Annotated in this window: 15 protein-coding genes and 2 pseudogenes; 6 read left to right on the top strand and 11 right to left on the bottom strand. The window is 46.6% G+C overall.

Annotated features, from left to right (window positions below):
• Positions 1 to 18: 18 nt before the first annotated feature.
• Together M5J74_RS30450 and M5J74_RS30455 are read left to right on the top strand one after the other, a co-directional pair.
• Positions 19 to 723 (top strand): cytochrome b/b6 domain-containing protein, encoded by a 705-nt coding sequence (locus tag M5J74_RS30450; protein ID WP_250017288.1) that lies wholly within the window; start codon positions 19 to 21, stop codon positions 721 to 723.
• Positions 724 to 732: 9 nt separating this feature from the next.
• Entirely contained in the window at positions 733 to 1,122 is a 390-nt protein-coding gene (locus M5J74_RS30455) for a YkvA family protein (RefSeq protein WP_250017289.1), read from the top strand.
• Between the two features lie 98 nt (positions 1,123 to 1,220).
• Here M5J74_RS30455 and M5J74_RS33015 read toward each other — a convergent pair whose 3' ends face one another.
• From M5J74_RS33015 to M5J74_RS33020, 8 genes are all read right to left on the bottom strand, one after another.
• Complete coding sequence (locus M5J74_RS33015) at positions 1,221 to 1,865, bottom strand: response regulator transcription factor (RefSeq protein WP_256498806.1); 645 nt, start codon at positions 1,863 to 1,865, stop codon at positions 1,221 to 1,223.
• A protein-coding gene (locus M5J74_RS30475; protein WP_250017290.1) for an IS5 family transposase occupies positions 1,862 to 2,688 on the bottom strand; the annotation gives its coding sequence in 2 pieces (ribosomal slippage) (positions 1,862 to 2,301 and positions 2,301 to 2,688; 828 coding nt in all). The genes M5J74_RS33015 and M5J74_RS30475 overlap by 4 nt, the downstream gene beginning before the upstream one ends.
• A gap of 37 nt (positions 2,689 to 2,725) precedes the next feature.
• Complete coding sequence (locus tag M5J74_RS30480) at positions 2,726 to 4,813, bottom strand: LuxR family transcriptional regulator (RefSeq protein ID WP_250017291.1); 2,088 nt, start codon at positions 4,811 to 4,813, stop codon at positions 2,726 to 2,728.
• A gap of 219 nt (positions 4,814 to 5,032) precedes the next feature.
• Positions 5,033 to 5,527 (bottom strand): hypothetical protein, encoded by a 495-nt coding sequence (locus M5J74_RS30485; protein WP_250017292.1) that lies wholly within the window; start codon positions 5,525 to 5,527, stop codon positions 5,033 to 5,035.
• A 187-nt stretch (positions 5,528 to 5,714) separates the two neighbouring features.
• Positions 5,715 to 5,912, bottom strand: coding sequence for a hypothetical protein (locus tag M5J74_RS30490; RefSeq protein WP_250017293.1), 198 nt, complete (start codon positions 5,910 to 5,912; stop codon positions 5,715 to 5,717).
• A gap of 114 nt (positions 5,913 to 6,026) precedes the next feature.
• Positions 6,027 to 7,070: a F510_1955 family glycosylhydrolase gene (locus tag M5J74_RS30495; RefSeq protein WP_250017294.1), complete on the bottom strand. Its 1,044-nt coding sequence runs from the start codon at positions 7,068 to 7,070 to the stop codon at positions 6,027 to 6,029.
• Between the two features lie 453 nt (positions 7,071 to 7,523).
• Positions 7,524 to 7,868 (bottom strand): hypothetical protein, encoded by a 345-nt coding sequence (locus M5J74_RS30500; RefSeq protein ID WP_250017296.1) that lies wholly within the window; start codon positions 7,866 to 7,868, stop codon positions 7,524 to 7,526.
• An 89-nt stretch (positions 7,869 to 7,957) separates the two neighbouring features.
• On the bottom strand, positions 7,958 to 8,080 hold the full coding sequence (locus M5J74_RS33020; RefSeq protein WP_256498802.1) for a hypothetical protein: 123 nt from the start codon (positions 8,078 to 8,080) through the stop codon (positions 7,958 to 7,960).
• Between the two features lie 313 nt (positions 8,081 to 8,393).
• Here M5J74_RS33020 and M5J74_RS30505 point away from each other — a divergent pair, with 313 nt between their 5' ends.
• The 3 genes from M5J74_RS30505 (at position 8,394) to M5J74_RS30515 (ending at position 10,012) form a co-directional block, all read left to right on the top strand.
• Positions 8,394 to 8,873 (top strand): heavy metal-responsive transcriptional regulator, encoded by a 480-nt coding sequence (locus tag M5J74_RS30505; protein ID WP_250017298.1) that lies wholly within the window; start codon positions 8,394 to 8,396, stop codon positions 8,871 to 8,873.
• A 144-nt stretch (positions 8,874 to 9,017) separates the two neighbouring features.
• A complete protein-coding gene (locus M5J74_RS30510) occupies positions 9,018 to 9,287 on the top strand; it encodes a thioredoxin family protein (protein WP_250017658.1) in 270 nt (89 codons plus the stop codon).
• Positions 9,288 to 9,385: 98 nt separating this feature from the next.
• A complete protein-coding gene (locus M5J74_RS30515; RefSeq protein ID WP_250017299.1) occupies positions 9,386 to 10,012 on the top strand; it encodes a class I SAM-dependent methyltransferase in 627 nt (208 codons plus the stop codon).
• Here M5J74_RS30515 and M5J74_RS30520 read toward each other — a convergent pair.
• Together M5J74_RS30520 and M5J74_RS30525 are read right to left on the bottom strand one after the other, a co-directional pair.
• On the bottom strand, positions 10,009 to 10,899 hold the full coding sequence (locus M5J74_RS30520) for a hypothetical protein (RefSeq protein ID WP_250017300.1): 891 nt from the start codon (positions 10,897 to 10,899) through the stop codon (positions 10,009 to 10,011). The two genes, M5J74_RS30515 and M5J74_RS30520, sit on opposite strands and share 4 nt — an antisense overlap.
• 90 nt (positions 10,900 to 10,989) lie before the next feature.
• Positions 10,990 to 11,556: pseudogene (locus tag M5J74_RS30525) on the bottom strand (efflux RND transporter permease subunit); the annotation flags it as partial.
• Between the two features lie 64 nt (positions 11,557 to 11,620).
• On the opposite strand from M5J74_RS30525, the gene M5J74_RS30530 reads away from it, so the two are divergent.
• The gene (locus M5J74_RS30530; RefSeq protein WP_250013550.1) at positions 11,621 to 13,132 is read left to right on the top strand and encodes an IS66 family transposase; all 1,512 of its coding nucleotides are present in this window, start codon (positions 11,621 to 11,623) and stop codon (positions 13,130 to 13,132) included.
• Positions 13,133 to 13,140: 8 nt separating this feature from the next.
• On the opposite strand, the pseudogene M5J74_RS30535 reads toward M5J74_RS30530, so the two are convergent.
• A pseudogene (locus M5J74_RS30535) lies at positions 13,141 to 13,521 on the bottom strand (efflux RND transporter permease subunit); the annotation flags it as partial.
• Positions 13,522 to 13,559 lie beyond the last annotated feature (38 nt).

The raw sequence follows: 13,559 nt of genomic DNA on the forward strand, positions 1-13,559 counted from the left end.
ATTTTATTAGCAGATTTGATGAAATTATCTCAGCCTTATCAGCCACTTCTTTTTCGGATTTTGCATGGACTAATTGGCTTATTTGTCTTATGTGCAATTGGAACGGCTTTCTGGACTTATGATACCTATGATGGACGGTGGGGACGTATTCCTTTACCCCGATTTGAGGCAATTGAAAGCATTCATGGTACTTTTGGGTTGTATGTTTTGCTTTTATTTCCTCTGTTTGCTTTGTATGCCTTTCATCGCGGACAGCAACGCCTGATTCAACAAGATTCTCTTAAGAAGCTAATTCAAGTCGGGAAACCGATTTGGTGGTATACGCTGCATCGGTTAACCAATACAATTGTGATTCTGGCACTAACTTTTGCTCTCTTCTCTGGCAAGATGATGGACGAAAAGTGGTTGCCAAATGGAGAACTGAACCACACATGGTACTACATTCATCTGATTTCGTGGGTAATGATTGTGTTATGCGTCGCACTTCACCTCTTAATGGTGGTTAGGGTTGGCGGTAGATCGTTACTGACATCAATGCTAAATTGGCAATACCGCGAGCGAGATCGCCCTACTCTGTGGTTGGGGCATTTCCTCAACTGGTGGAACGATTTGCAACTAGTTGCAGTCGCAAATTGGTTGCAGTCAGCTTCTACGCTGAAAGTCTTAGAAGCTATTGTCCTGTTTAGTATTGCTGCTGCTTGGATTATTCCCCTCTTCAAGTAAGCCACAAACATGACAAGACTTGACAAGCTAAAGCAACAAGCAAAGCACCTCAAAGCAGAACTGTATGCGTTGTATCTGGCATATCGCGATCCTCGCGTACCTTGGTACGCCAAGATATTTATAGCGTGCGTCGTAGGCTATGCCTTCAGTCCAATCGATCTAATTCCCGACCCGATTCCGCTTTTGGGCTATCTCGACGATCTGATCCTGGTTCCGCTCGGTATTGCGCTGGCAATTAAGATGATTCCAGCAGATGTGATGGCAGAATATCGCGAACGGGCGCGAAGCCTACAGCGTCAAAAGCCGACGAATTGGTTAGCCGCAGCAGTTATCGTTAGTATTTGGTTATTATTCGCTATGCTAGCGGTGTTTTTTGCAATGAGAGCGACACGACGGTAAGAAAAAACTCTCATCAACCAATCCAAACATTGGTTTTAAACCACGATCGCCCATACAGCACATCGCGATCGCATTGCCAAATTATCTTGTGTTATGACTTATACCAAAATCCCTAATTCTCTTGCCTTCGCTACTGCTTGAGTACGGTTGCTGACATCTAGCTTACCGTAGATATTGCGGGCGTGCCATTTAATTGCGGCAAGGGTGACGAAAAGTTGATCTGCGATCGCCCGATTGGAAAGACCTTGAGCCAGGTGTTGCAAAACCTCCAGTTCGCGATCGCTCAAAGGCTCAATCAGTGGCTGGACTTTAGCAGCTGCCTTCTCAACTTGACCAAAGGCTGCTAACAAGCGATTGACCGATTGAAGATGCATCTCATCCGCAGCAGCATCGCGCAACAACTCTGCCATCGGCTGACCTTCATCCACGAATAGGCGAATATAGTCTCCTGTATGGGAAAGATCGAGCGATCGTTGCAGTAGATGTAGCGATCGCTTCCTATCGCCACGAATATACCAAACCAAAGCTTGCAGCATCAACACTTCCATCACTCGTGCTGTACGTCCACCTGCTGCGGTAAAATCATGGAGTCGCTCCAGCAGTCGCAGAGCATCATCTAGGTAGGGCTTAGTTACATCTGCCAATCTGCCACGAGCGATTAGGACTCTTGCTAAAGTTAAGTAATCTAGTTCCGATCCGACCGGAGACTTGTCAGTAAAACTAGACCTCTTGCAAAAGGTTATTGTGGTAGGTTAAGTTCATAATTGTACAACCCAGCAATCAAATTAAATCGTAGACCAAATCGCCGCCGCCGATTACGATAACGCTCCGACAAAATCCGAAATATCTTCAGCCGACAATTAACATGTTCTCCAACTACTCGCTGTTGAGCTAGCTGCCGATTCCTTTGCTTTTGTTGAGAATTTAGCAGCCTACCTCTTGGCTTTTTCTGTGGCGTACGGCTGTTAGCATGAAGCTGTTTTATCCCTTGATATCCCTTGTCAGCTAAACACTCAATTTCGGATTTGAATTTGATTTTACTAGTTTTGAAAAGCTGGAAATCATGTTTTTTCCCTTTAGCGTAAGCAGTACAAATAATTTCTTGCGTTGATTGGTTCACTACGACTTGTGCTTTAAATGTATGTCGTTTTTTCTTGCCGTTGTAGAACTGTTTCTGGTTTTTTTTGGGCGCTCGATTGGGCTTTCCGTAACATCCACTACCACAATTTCAATTTCATGCTCCGGTTCCAACAGTTTCTTCTTGCCTGGTAGCCGGAATTTCCGTGACCGAATCAAAGTATCTTCTACATTGCGAATGATACGGTAGGCTGTGGACTCATACACGCCCCAAGTTTGAGCAATATGAAAATAGGTGCGGTACTCACGTAGGTATTCTAGGGTCATTAATACTTGGTCTTCTAAGCTCAGTTTACTGGGTCTACCTGGTTTCAACTGCTGCTTTGCTTGTTGCATCACTGTTACCATTTGGTTAAAGGTTTCAGGACGCACACCGCATAGCCGTTTAAATTCAGCAGGATTGAGATGTTTGACTCGCTCATAGGTCATAGAATTTCCTCCTCTAACCTACTTTTGCCATCTCTCACTATCCTTTTGCAAGAAGTCTACTGTATCGCAATTCGCCATCCACGCTTAGACCGCTATCCTCCGTCCAGGCGATCGCCGCATCCAAATTCCCCTGCGCTAAATCTAATCTTGCTTGACAAGCCGGAACCGAAAGAATCGTTGACCACAACCAAACTTGACACTTTTGGGCTGCCTTAATTGCATCCCTTGCTGCTTGGGTGTCCCCTTGCGCCTGACGCACGCGAGCCAAGGTAATGTAACCCATCATCAAACCTGGCTGTCGGGTTTGAATACCGCGATCGATGCTTTCGGTCAGGTGTTGTGCGGCTGCTTCTAGTCGATCCTGTTCTCGCAGCAATTCCCCGATTGCTACCTGTACCAATACACCTGCATAGGTAGACAACCAACCGCGTTCCCTAGCTAGCTCGACTCCTTGCTGGCACAGGGTAGTTGCCTCATCGAGCCGACCGCGTAAGGCAAGAAACTGCGCCTGCAAATACAATCCCGCGATCGCCGGATCTGCTATGCCTTTGTTTTTACCAATTTGAGTCACTTCTGAGAGTAAGCTTTTAGCCGCTGCATAGTTATCTGCAACGAAGTAAGTCACGCCGAGATTGAGTAGAATGACTGCCCGCAGCCAAGAATCGTCTTGAGGCAACTGCTGCAAAGCTCGTTCCATGAGCGTCACTGATTCAGCCGTTGCTCCCTGTTGACGCGCTTGTATACCCTTAATTGCAGTCACCAGCCCCCATAACTTTTCGGTATTTGCCGAGGGTTTTTGTTGTTGCAGCAGCGATTCCAGAGAGCGAACTGCCCGCACTGCGGCGGGAAATTGAGCAGTAGAATAGAGCGCCCAGGCATAAGATAGCAACAACCACGGGCGCGTCCACATGAGATTGTCGGGCAGTGCCTCTAGAAATGTTAATAACCTGGCAGGCTCGACCCGTGGATTGCTTAGCCTAGCTTCCCGCTCGATCGCCTCTGCTGCCTGGGAGAGATCGCCTGCGGCGATCGCGTGGCTAATTGTTTCGGTGACAAATCCATGCTGTTCGTACCACTCTCGCGCCCGACGATGATACTCGCTCACCTGCTCCGGTTCTATCCGTTGCAAGCGATCCAAAAGCAGTTGGCGAAACAGGTGGTGATATCGATACCACTGTCGATTGTCGTCCAGCGGCACGACAAATAAGTTGCGGTGTTCTAGCTGTGCTAAGGTCTCTGTGCGAGTGCTTCCCACCACTGCTTGACAAAGATCTTCGCACATCTGCTCCAGAATCGAAGTCCGCAGGAGAAACGCCTGGAGGGGCTTGGGTTGACGCTCCAGCACCTCTTCAACTAGATAGTCCAAAATGTAATGCCGATCTCCGGTTAACGAGGCAATAAATGCCGAAATGTCCTTGACATCGCGCATTGATAGCGCCGCCAATTGCAATCCCGCAATCCATCCCTCCGTCCGTGCCTGAATCGCCGCTACTTGCTCCTGAGATAAAGGCAGTTGCATCGATCGGTTGATGAATGCAGTCGTTTCTGCTAGGGTGAAGCATAAGTCTGCTGCTCCCAGTTGCGTCAACTGGTTGCGAACGCGCCATCGTGCTAGTGGTAGGGGTGGATCGACGCGAGAAGCGATCGCCAAGTGCAGTTGGGGTGGTAGGTGTTCGAGTAAAAAAGTCATTCCCTCATGAATTGGACGAGCCGCGATCGCGTGAAAATCGTCCAAAACTAAAATCTGGTTATCCGAAAACCTGGTGATTTCGTTAATCAGCGGGATGAGGAAAGACTCGAACGATGGAGATTCGAGCGATCGCAGCATGGAGAGCGTCGCCTCTCCAATGTCGGGATGGGATTGCTGCAAAGCTGCAACAAAATAAGTCCAGAAGCGGATCGGATCGTTATCCCCTTCATCTAGCGATAACCAACTGCTAGAAAATTTGGTTTGACGCAACCACTCGCTCAGTATGGTAGTTTTACCAGAGCCAGCCGGAGCCGAGATCAGGATTAACTTCCCTTCCATATCCCGATCTAACCGTTTGAGCAGGCGATCGCGCTGCACCAGGTCAGAGCGAACGGATGGGACGTGAAATTTTGTTAATAACAGGGGAATAGTCATCGATGATGCCCTTCATCCCTAATTCACGCTACTTGGCTAACGCATTACTGTCAAACCGACCAATTAGAATCTATCTCAAAACTAGCAAATCAAAACTCTAGCAAATCAAAACTTTAGAAGGTCAAACTACTTTACAACGGATAAAAGCTGCTCGTCGGCGATCCTAGAGCAATGCACAAGCCAATTTATCGTTGAGAAATCGCTCGGTAGAGTCTTCCATTACATTGGTTTCAAGTTTCTATATCTGACATGAGAGAGTTGGCGCTTGACGAACCAAATTGTCAAGGGCGGTATCAGCATCCACATCAATAGTGGCAATAGTCCAGTACCGAAAATTGGAAGTGTTGGCATGGAATCGGCATATGCCCATACACCAAGCGATCCAGTCGCTAGGGCTTCAAAAATAACTGTAATCGCAACTCCTACAAGTGTAAAAATGCCGATTTGCCAGCGGATTGGTTGATGAACCCATTGACGCGATTTTGATATAGCTGCAACTACCCAAAAGGAAGTCAGTGAAATGCCAACATCCCCGACTGTAGCGAGAGTGCAATTGCTAGTTATGTCGAAGTAGGAAAGTTCGGAGGGAATTTGATAAAACGGCATTTGCTGAATTTCCCAGAAGAAAGACAGCAAAAATGAGAATATACTCACATTCCATTCAGGTGAATCCAGCCAACGAAAGGAATAAATGGCGTTTTGACGATTTGACATACGATAATTTAAGTAAGTTCTTGAGACAGTCGTTCAATAGTGAAGTCAGGTATGGAGAGCTAACTACTCGGTTAAAGAAACTCTATCGCCGCCTCGATGCTTGAAAAAGTAAATTGTTTTTTCGGTAAGGATTTCGATCTCCGCTTGCCCTAATCTAAATTCTAGGTAGTAAGCCAAATAAACATTCCTAAAAACTCACCGATCGTACTACAAGTGCCATTTGAATTTCGTCCCATGAAACTTCAGTCGCAACTGCAAACGGCGTACCAGGAATTGGGCTAATGACAACAGACAAGGTAAGTAATGCAATGTAAATTAATGAACCCCAGAAGCCCATGCAATTGCTTGTTTGCCCAAATTCCTTTAGCGTAAATAGATTAACCATAAAACTATTGAGTTCAAACCGGAAAAGCCACCAGCAGACAAAGGAGTATTATTCTCAGGACTGCAATGTTTTGACGATTGAACAGAACTCATCATCTGTTTTGTCTGCGCTTCGTCATTCCAACTCTTTCCAAGTTTTGCCACCATTGAGCGATTGAAAGACAGCATTGTTTTCATTTACTGCATAAAGAACTTGTGGATTGCTGGGGGCGATCGCCAAGTATAATATCGTCCCGTTCGTTCCAGACCCCAATGGCTGCCATGTCTTGCCATTATCAGTACTGCGATACAGGCCAGGTGCGGATTTGAGTACGCGATATCCAATCGTCACACTGCTGTTTCCCTGTTTCAATAGGGTGAAACCTACTACGGGTGCATTCTGGGTGTTCGGGACTAACGTCCAGTTATTGCCACTGTCTGTACTTTCATACAAACCCGAGCGAGTTGTGGCAAACACGCGATCGGAATTTTGCGGATCGACCGCCAGGCTAAAGGGAGCATCCCCTAGCCCAACCATGCGCGGCTGAGTCCAAGTTTTACCGCCATCCGTTGAAACATGCAATCCCTGCGCTCCAGAAGCGGGCCAGCCATAAAAGATATTTGGATTGCTCGGCGCGATCGCCAAAGCGTGAAAATCAACTCCTGGCAGCGAAATTTGTTTCCAGTCTTGCCCTTGGTTGTTACTGATTTGAAAACCTAAATTACCGCCTGTTGGTGGGTGACCGCTGGAGTAAAAGCGGTTGGGGTTGGTGGGGTCAGCGGTAAAGCCCATGTAGTCAGCCCGTTGTTTACCCATCCAAAACCACTGCCCAGTTTCGGAACGCTGAAGCAGTCCATGATGGGTAGCAATATAGGCGACCGCTGGATTAACTGGATTGACTGCTAATCCATGTATATGAGTCGTCTCTCGCCAGTTTTCAGGAGCAGGGGTGAGTGTGACAGCTGCATTAGATGAAGTTGCTCCCTGTTCTTGATTAGCAGCAGGTAGCTGTACCCGATCGACTATCGGGCTATCAGCAGGTTGCTGGTTAGAGCGAGCAAACCATAGACTCATGCCACCAACTAACAAAACAAAAGCAGCAATGGGCAGAGCGTATTTTAATGCTGTAGCGCTCCCAGTTGCTTTAGATTTTTGGCTTTTCCAATCTGGCTGACTCATTTACTTTATTTTTCTATGGAATCTTGGCTGCGGGTAGGCGAGATTCTGGTTCGCTCATGTCACAACGTAGCTTGAATTCAATTAAGCTCTATTTCTTCAACTTAGCCAAATCCAAAATTTATTCTTGCCTGGTTAGGGAGCAAACAATACTCTCATCAATTAAATTTGTTTAGGCTCGATCTGGGACGATCTCTTTTAAAAGTCATATCATGTCCGTCAATCGCCAGTAAATACCGTAAAGCGGGTTTACCGAGTTCTTCTATATATGAACATTTCTGGTAAACCCGCCCCTACAGTAATCTAGCTATTTCAATGAAATCGAACTCAGCGCTGTTTATTCTGTTCCAAAGCATTAGTCTGCTTTGCAATAACTTTTTATTGCTGTTGCAACTTTTGCTGACGTTCCCTCAGTTGAGCTAGCTATTCCTTGCGACCGAGAACAGAACTCGAAGTTTACTGTCTGGGCGTGCGGTTCATCATGTTCTGCCCAGGACGGTTGTTCTGGTTATTCATCATTCCTGGCATATTGTCACTACCCATCATGTTCTGCATCATGCTCATCATGGAGTTGCATCGCTCCATCATTTGGTTCATCTGCTGCATCTTCTCCACCTTCATTTGGTTCATCTGTGTTTCATTTGGCAATGACTGTGCTTGAGTTGGGGCTGTTCCAGATGCGGAAGGTATCACTAAGCGATCGTGGTTGCGTGCAAATGCTGGAACAGCAGACAAACCTAGTAGTGCTAGACCAGCTACAGCAGAACTGATGGCTATTTGAATGCGTGTATTCATGTTCATTATTAACTGTTATGATTCTGTTGCTCAATCGATTCCTTTTGAACTAAATTTAGGCTAAACTCTCAAGTCAACTTGAGAGTCAAGTCTTGTTATACTTGTTTTAACAAGACTTCATTTAATCGAGCAATAGCACCAAAAACTGTGACAAACAAGCCTGCATCTAAGTAGGCAGCCCGAATTCGGGCTGCACCAGAAACTAATTCGGGCTGCACCAGAAACTAAGCTGTTTTTATTCGCCTTTTTGCTTTACCTTGTATATGAAGTTGAGCTTACTACAACTTCTATGGAGTGCCAATGCTTGCTGTATCGAGTATTAGCATTAGTTCGCTAGCTCTACTAAGCGTGGATTATTCTAGTGCCTTTAGTCCTTCCCCGCGATCGCTCATCGTCATTTGTTAGGCTTTCAAGAGTGTTTTGGATAGCTATTTCCAACAAAACTAGGCAATATAAGTGTAAGTCTTGACTCTACAGTTAACTTTAGACTTTAAACTGGAGTTATTCAAAGTAGATTACCCGATATTTACTATGGCTGCTGCCAACAAAACTTGTGGAGATGTCTTGCCAAATAAACTTCTCAAGATTGGAGAACTGGCAGAAAAAACAAATGTGGCTGTGGCAACCATTCGATATTACGAATCTTTAGGGCTGATAGAACCAGCCAAAAGAAGTGAAAGTGGCTACCGCTACTACACAAGTCATGCTATCAAGCGGGTGCAATTTATCAAAAAAGCGCAATCCTTACAGTTTTCCCTAACCGAAATTCAGCAAGTCCTGGGTGTACGGAATCGAGGAAGTGCTGCCTGTCCCCTTGTCCGAAACTTATTGAATCAAAAAATTGCTCAGCTTGAGGAGCAACTATACCGCATGAAGGCACTAAAGTCACAGCTTGAGGCGTATCGAAGTCGTTGGGCTGACAAGCCCCTAGACGATCCTTGTAGCCAAGAGCTTTGCAGTCTAATTGAGGAAGTAGCTGAGCATTCACTACCCAGCGAACTAAATCTCTAATAGGAGTTCGGAAAAATCTAGCTCAGAATAGGTAATATTTCGTTTTGCTGTAAAGAAAATTGTCTTTATACTTGACTCTCAAGCCCAGTGGAGAGTCCAGAATATTAGCAGTAGAAAATCATGACTACATACTGGATGAATATCATGGCGAAACGTCAAATTGAGATCTTTGTAGCGGACTGTCCTCTTTGCAATGAAACAGTTCGGCTGGTGCGAGAACTAAGTTGTCCTAGTTGTGAGGTATTGATATATGACCTGCGGGAGGGACAGACACATCTAACTTACCTGGAGAAAGCACAGCAATACGGGGTTCAGGCAGTTCCCGCGCTGGCGATCGATGGAAAACTGGCTTTGACTGGTAAACCAAATCGAGAGCAACTGCAAGCTATTGGCGTAGGTCAACCTCTAAATTGAAATTGGAGGTGTGGGGTAACCAAAAGAGCTTGAAGTTGTATGGAGATTTTCCGCAACTCTTTTGGCGATCGGTCGTTCAACAAACATCCAAAATCCATATGACTAAAACCACAGTTCGCGAACAATACGATCAAGTGGCAACGAAGTACGATCGACGCTGGAGCAGTTATATTACCAACACGCTGTCATTTCTCCAGAACTGGACGCAGATTTCTTCCCAGGACAAAGTGCTGGATATTGCCTGTGGCACGGGGGAATTTGAACGGCTGGTACTGACCCAGGAGCCAACACAAGAGATCGTTGGAGTAGACATTTCCGAAAAGATGCTGGCGATCGCCCGCCAAAAACTTCACGCTTACCCAAACGTTTCCTTCCATACTGCACCTGCATCGGCACTACCATTTTGCGACAATAGCTTTGACTTAGTTGTATCTGCCAGTTCTTTCCACTATTTTGAAGATCCTGTGGCAGCATTGGTGGAGATGAAGCGGGTTTTGAAGCCTAACGGTAGGGTAGTAATTCTCGATTGGTGCAAAGATTATCTGCTGTGTCAGCTCTGCGACTTGGTGTTGAAATTTTCTGACCCAGCTTACCAGCAATGTTACACCGAAGCAGAGTTTCATCACTTGCTGGAAATGGCAGGCTTTGGCATCCGCCGTGCTACCAGATTCCACTTTAATGTCGTCTGGGGAATGATGATAGCGACAGCTACGATTCATAATTAGCTCGAACTCTCTACAACATTCACCCAAAAATCAGCCGTGACGACTTTGCCATTGCGGTTAAATTGGCCCCAAAGCTTGTACTGTCCCGATCGAGGAAAACGAGTAGCAAAATGCACTTGTCCAGAAGGTGTATCTTTTAGTGCATGAGCGTGGACGTAATCGTTCAATGTTAGAGGGGATGACTGTCTCAGGATAACCAAATGTCCCTTCTCTCCTAAGTAAGGTTGCAAATCTGCAATCGGCTTGTCGTTGGCTGCATCCTGTAGATCGAACATCAAAGTGACTTCTTCACCTGCTTTAACTGTTGCTTGAGAAAGTTCTAAATTAACTTTTGTATCGGCAAACGTTTTCGTGCGATTCACGTCCATTTTTACAGCAGGTGGGCGATCTCCAGAAACTCTTGTTTTCAGCACTGAAACTCGTTCCTGTTGTCCCGTCGGTTTGTAGTCGCTGAAGAACGTATAGCTTCCAGGTTTTGGAAAACGAGCTTCCACCTCAAAGCGTCCATTGCTTTTGTAGACAGGATGTAAGTGTGCGAACGACTGTAGATCGTCGCTGACCATAATCAAGTGCATCAGTTCTTCTTGGAACGTGTCAAAATTGGCGATCGCGTTTCCATTGGAGTCTCGAATTTCAATCGCTAATCCAACTGAGGTATTAGGAGCGATCTTGTCTGGAGCTATTAGTTTAGCTTTGGTAGCAGTTTTCTTCTCTCCCTGTGTAACACGCTCCATTACGTGTCCGTCATGGTTCGTGTCTGCTGCTGCACGCTCGGTATGCTCGGTTGTGCCACTCGCCATTGTTTTTTGAATATTCGATGATGACGAGCAGCTTTGAACGAATAATAAGGTAGCCGCTATAGTCAACGCGATCGCTAAACGATTCATAAACTTTCTCCTATTTTCCAGCAGTCAACTAATCCTAAATTCTCCTGATGGCTAGAGAGTCAAGAGATTTTCCAGCCTGAACTTGAACCATTAAACTTGTTTATTGTCTAAATACGAAGCTTTCCGAGAACGAGATAACTGCAAGCGAACAGAACCGATCGCGATATATAAAATCGGTACGACAAACAAACTCAAAAATGTAGCAACTAGCATTCCTCCGAAAACTGCCGTACCGAGCGATTGACGACTGGCTGAACTAGCACCCGTAGCAACTACCAACGGGTAAGTTCCGAGTAGGGTTGAAATAGCCGTCATCAAAATCGGTCGCAAGCGTTCTTGAGAAGCTTGCACGGCTGCTTTGGTAACTGAAAGTCCCTGCTCGTGCAGTTGATTGGCAAATTCCACGATTAAAATGGCATTCTTACTTGCCAAGCCAATCAGCATCACTAACCCAACTTGGCAGTAAATATCGTTGTACAAACCGCGCATTGACTGAGCGAGCAGTGCCCCTAAGATTGCCAAAGGCACGGATAACATAATCGTCAAGGGATCGATGAAGTTATTGTATTGAGCAGCCAATACCAAAAAGACAAACAGCAGACCGAAAGCAAAAATGATGGGAGCTTGACCGCCTGACTCGATCTCTTCTAAAGAAAGTAACCGTTCAAGGGGTTGACAAATTGTAATTGAGAAACCAGCAGGTTGCTGCTAAGGTGACAAGATGAGTCAAAACGTTCCCAACCGACTGGATGAAATCAGCGAAGCGGACTGGGCGCAGACGCCGGAAAGTGTCAAGCGGCTAGTGCGGAGATTGTTGGGAGGCATCGAGCAACTAGAGCGACAATACGAAGAACTGAAAGCAGAAAACGCACTGTTGCGAGAGCAGGTGAAGCAGAATAGCCAGAACTCATCGAAGCCGCCATCGCAGGATGTGAGCAAAGGATTCAAGGCAAAAGAGAAAAAGCCCAAAGGGAAGCGAGGGGCACAATTTGGGCATGAGGGACACGACCCTAAGCTGTATCCAGTAGAGCAATGTCAACTGCTTGAGGACTATTACCCAGAACGGTGCATTGAATGCGGTGCGGCATTGCAAGGCAGTGACCCCGAGCCCTATCGGGTACAGCTCGTGGAGATTCCTCCGGTGATGCCAATTGTGCATGAGCATCGATTTCATGCCTTAACGTGTGAGTGCTGTGGTACGGCAACGCGAGCGTGGGATGAGGCGATCCTGAATGGGAGTCGGTATGGGGAGCGAGTTGTTGCCCATGTGGGCGTGTTAAGTGGGCAGTATCGACAATCGCATCGGATGGTGCAGGAACTCTTGCGGGAGTTGTTCGGGATTGAGCTATCCGTGGGGAGTATCAATCAACTGCGGCAAGAAAGTAGCGCATCAGTGGCAGCAGCAGTCTCGCAGGCACACGCGTATGTGCAGGCGTGGGCGCAGGTGAACATAGATGAAACCAGCTTTGACCAAGGCAACACGGACGGCAAGAATCCCAAGGGTAGTAAAGGCTGGTTGTGGGTGATGGTGACACCATTGGTGAGCTATTTTGCGGTTTGTCTGAGTCGCTGTGGAGCAGTGTGTCAACAGTTGTTGGGAGACACCTTCACAGGCATTATTGGCAGTGACCGCTTTAGTGCTTACACCAAATTGGAACTACAAAGACGGCAACTGTGCTGGGCACATCTCAAACGAGATTTTACTCGCATTGCTGAACGAACTGGAGTTTCTGGGGAGTTGGGCAATGCCTTATTAGAACAGCAGCGGTTGTTGTTTGAACTTTGGTATCGAGTCCGAGATGGCACACTCAGTCGCCGTGAATTTGTCTCGGTTGTCACTCCCATTCGGCAACGCGTGCATACCTTACTGGTTGAAGGGGCAAGCTATGCAATTGCCAAAGATGAAAAAACCCCGTTGGCAAAGACAGTACGCACCTGCCAGCAACTGTTGAAAGTCGAATCGGCACTGTGGACGTTTGTCACAGCGGAGGGTGTTGAACCGACCAATAATGCGGCAGAACGGGCACTGCGTCCGGCAGTTTTGTGGCGCAAAAATAGCTTTGGTTCTCAAAGTGAGGCGGGTAGTTTGTTTGTTTCCAGAATACTGACAGTTGTGACCACTTTGCGCGCTCAAAACCGTCCGGTTTTAGATTATCTGGTCGAGGCGTGTCGTGCTGCTCGGCAGGGTCGATCTACCCCATCCCTGCTACCTGTTGATGCTGCTACCCCGTGAACAATTACTAAAGAAATTCCCGACCATTCGTATCCCATACTCGCTGGTAGTACCTCAGCAGCTAGTTTTTCCATTGCTTCGATAGCTTGAGTGGAACTGAAGCCAGGAGCTGACGTACCATTAATTTCAATCGAGCGCAATCGGTTGTAGTGATTAATTGTTTGCGGTCCCGTAGTAGACGTAACGCTGACGAGATTGCTCAGGGGAATCATTTCACCCGTTTGCGATCGCACGTACAGTTGACCAATATTCTTGGGGTTAGACCGAAACGGCGTATCTGCCTGGACGTAAACTCGGTAAGTCTGTCGAAATGCTTCAAAATCATTGACGTAGCGCGAACCGAGAAAAATTTGTAGCGTGCCGTAGATCTCGTCAATCGGCACTTGTAGGGGTAAAAGTAGCGAAGAGCTAATTTGCCGCCACGCAA

Origin of the sequence: Chroococcidiopsis sp. CCNUC1 (genome assembly GCF_023546805.1) — a bacterium.
Lineage (GTDB): Bacteria > Cyanobacteriota > Cyanobacteriia > Cyanobacteriales > Chroococcidiopsidaceae > Chroococcidiopsis > Chroococcidiopsis thermalis.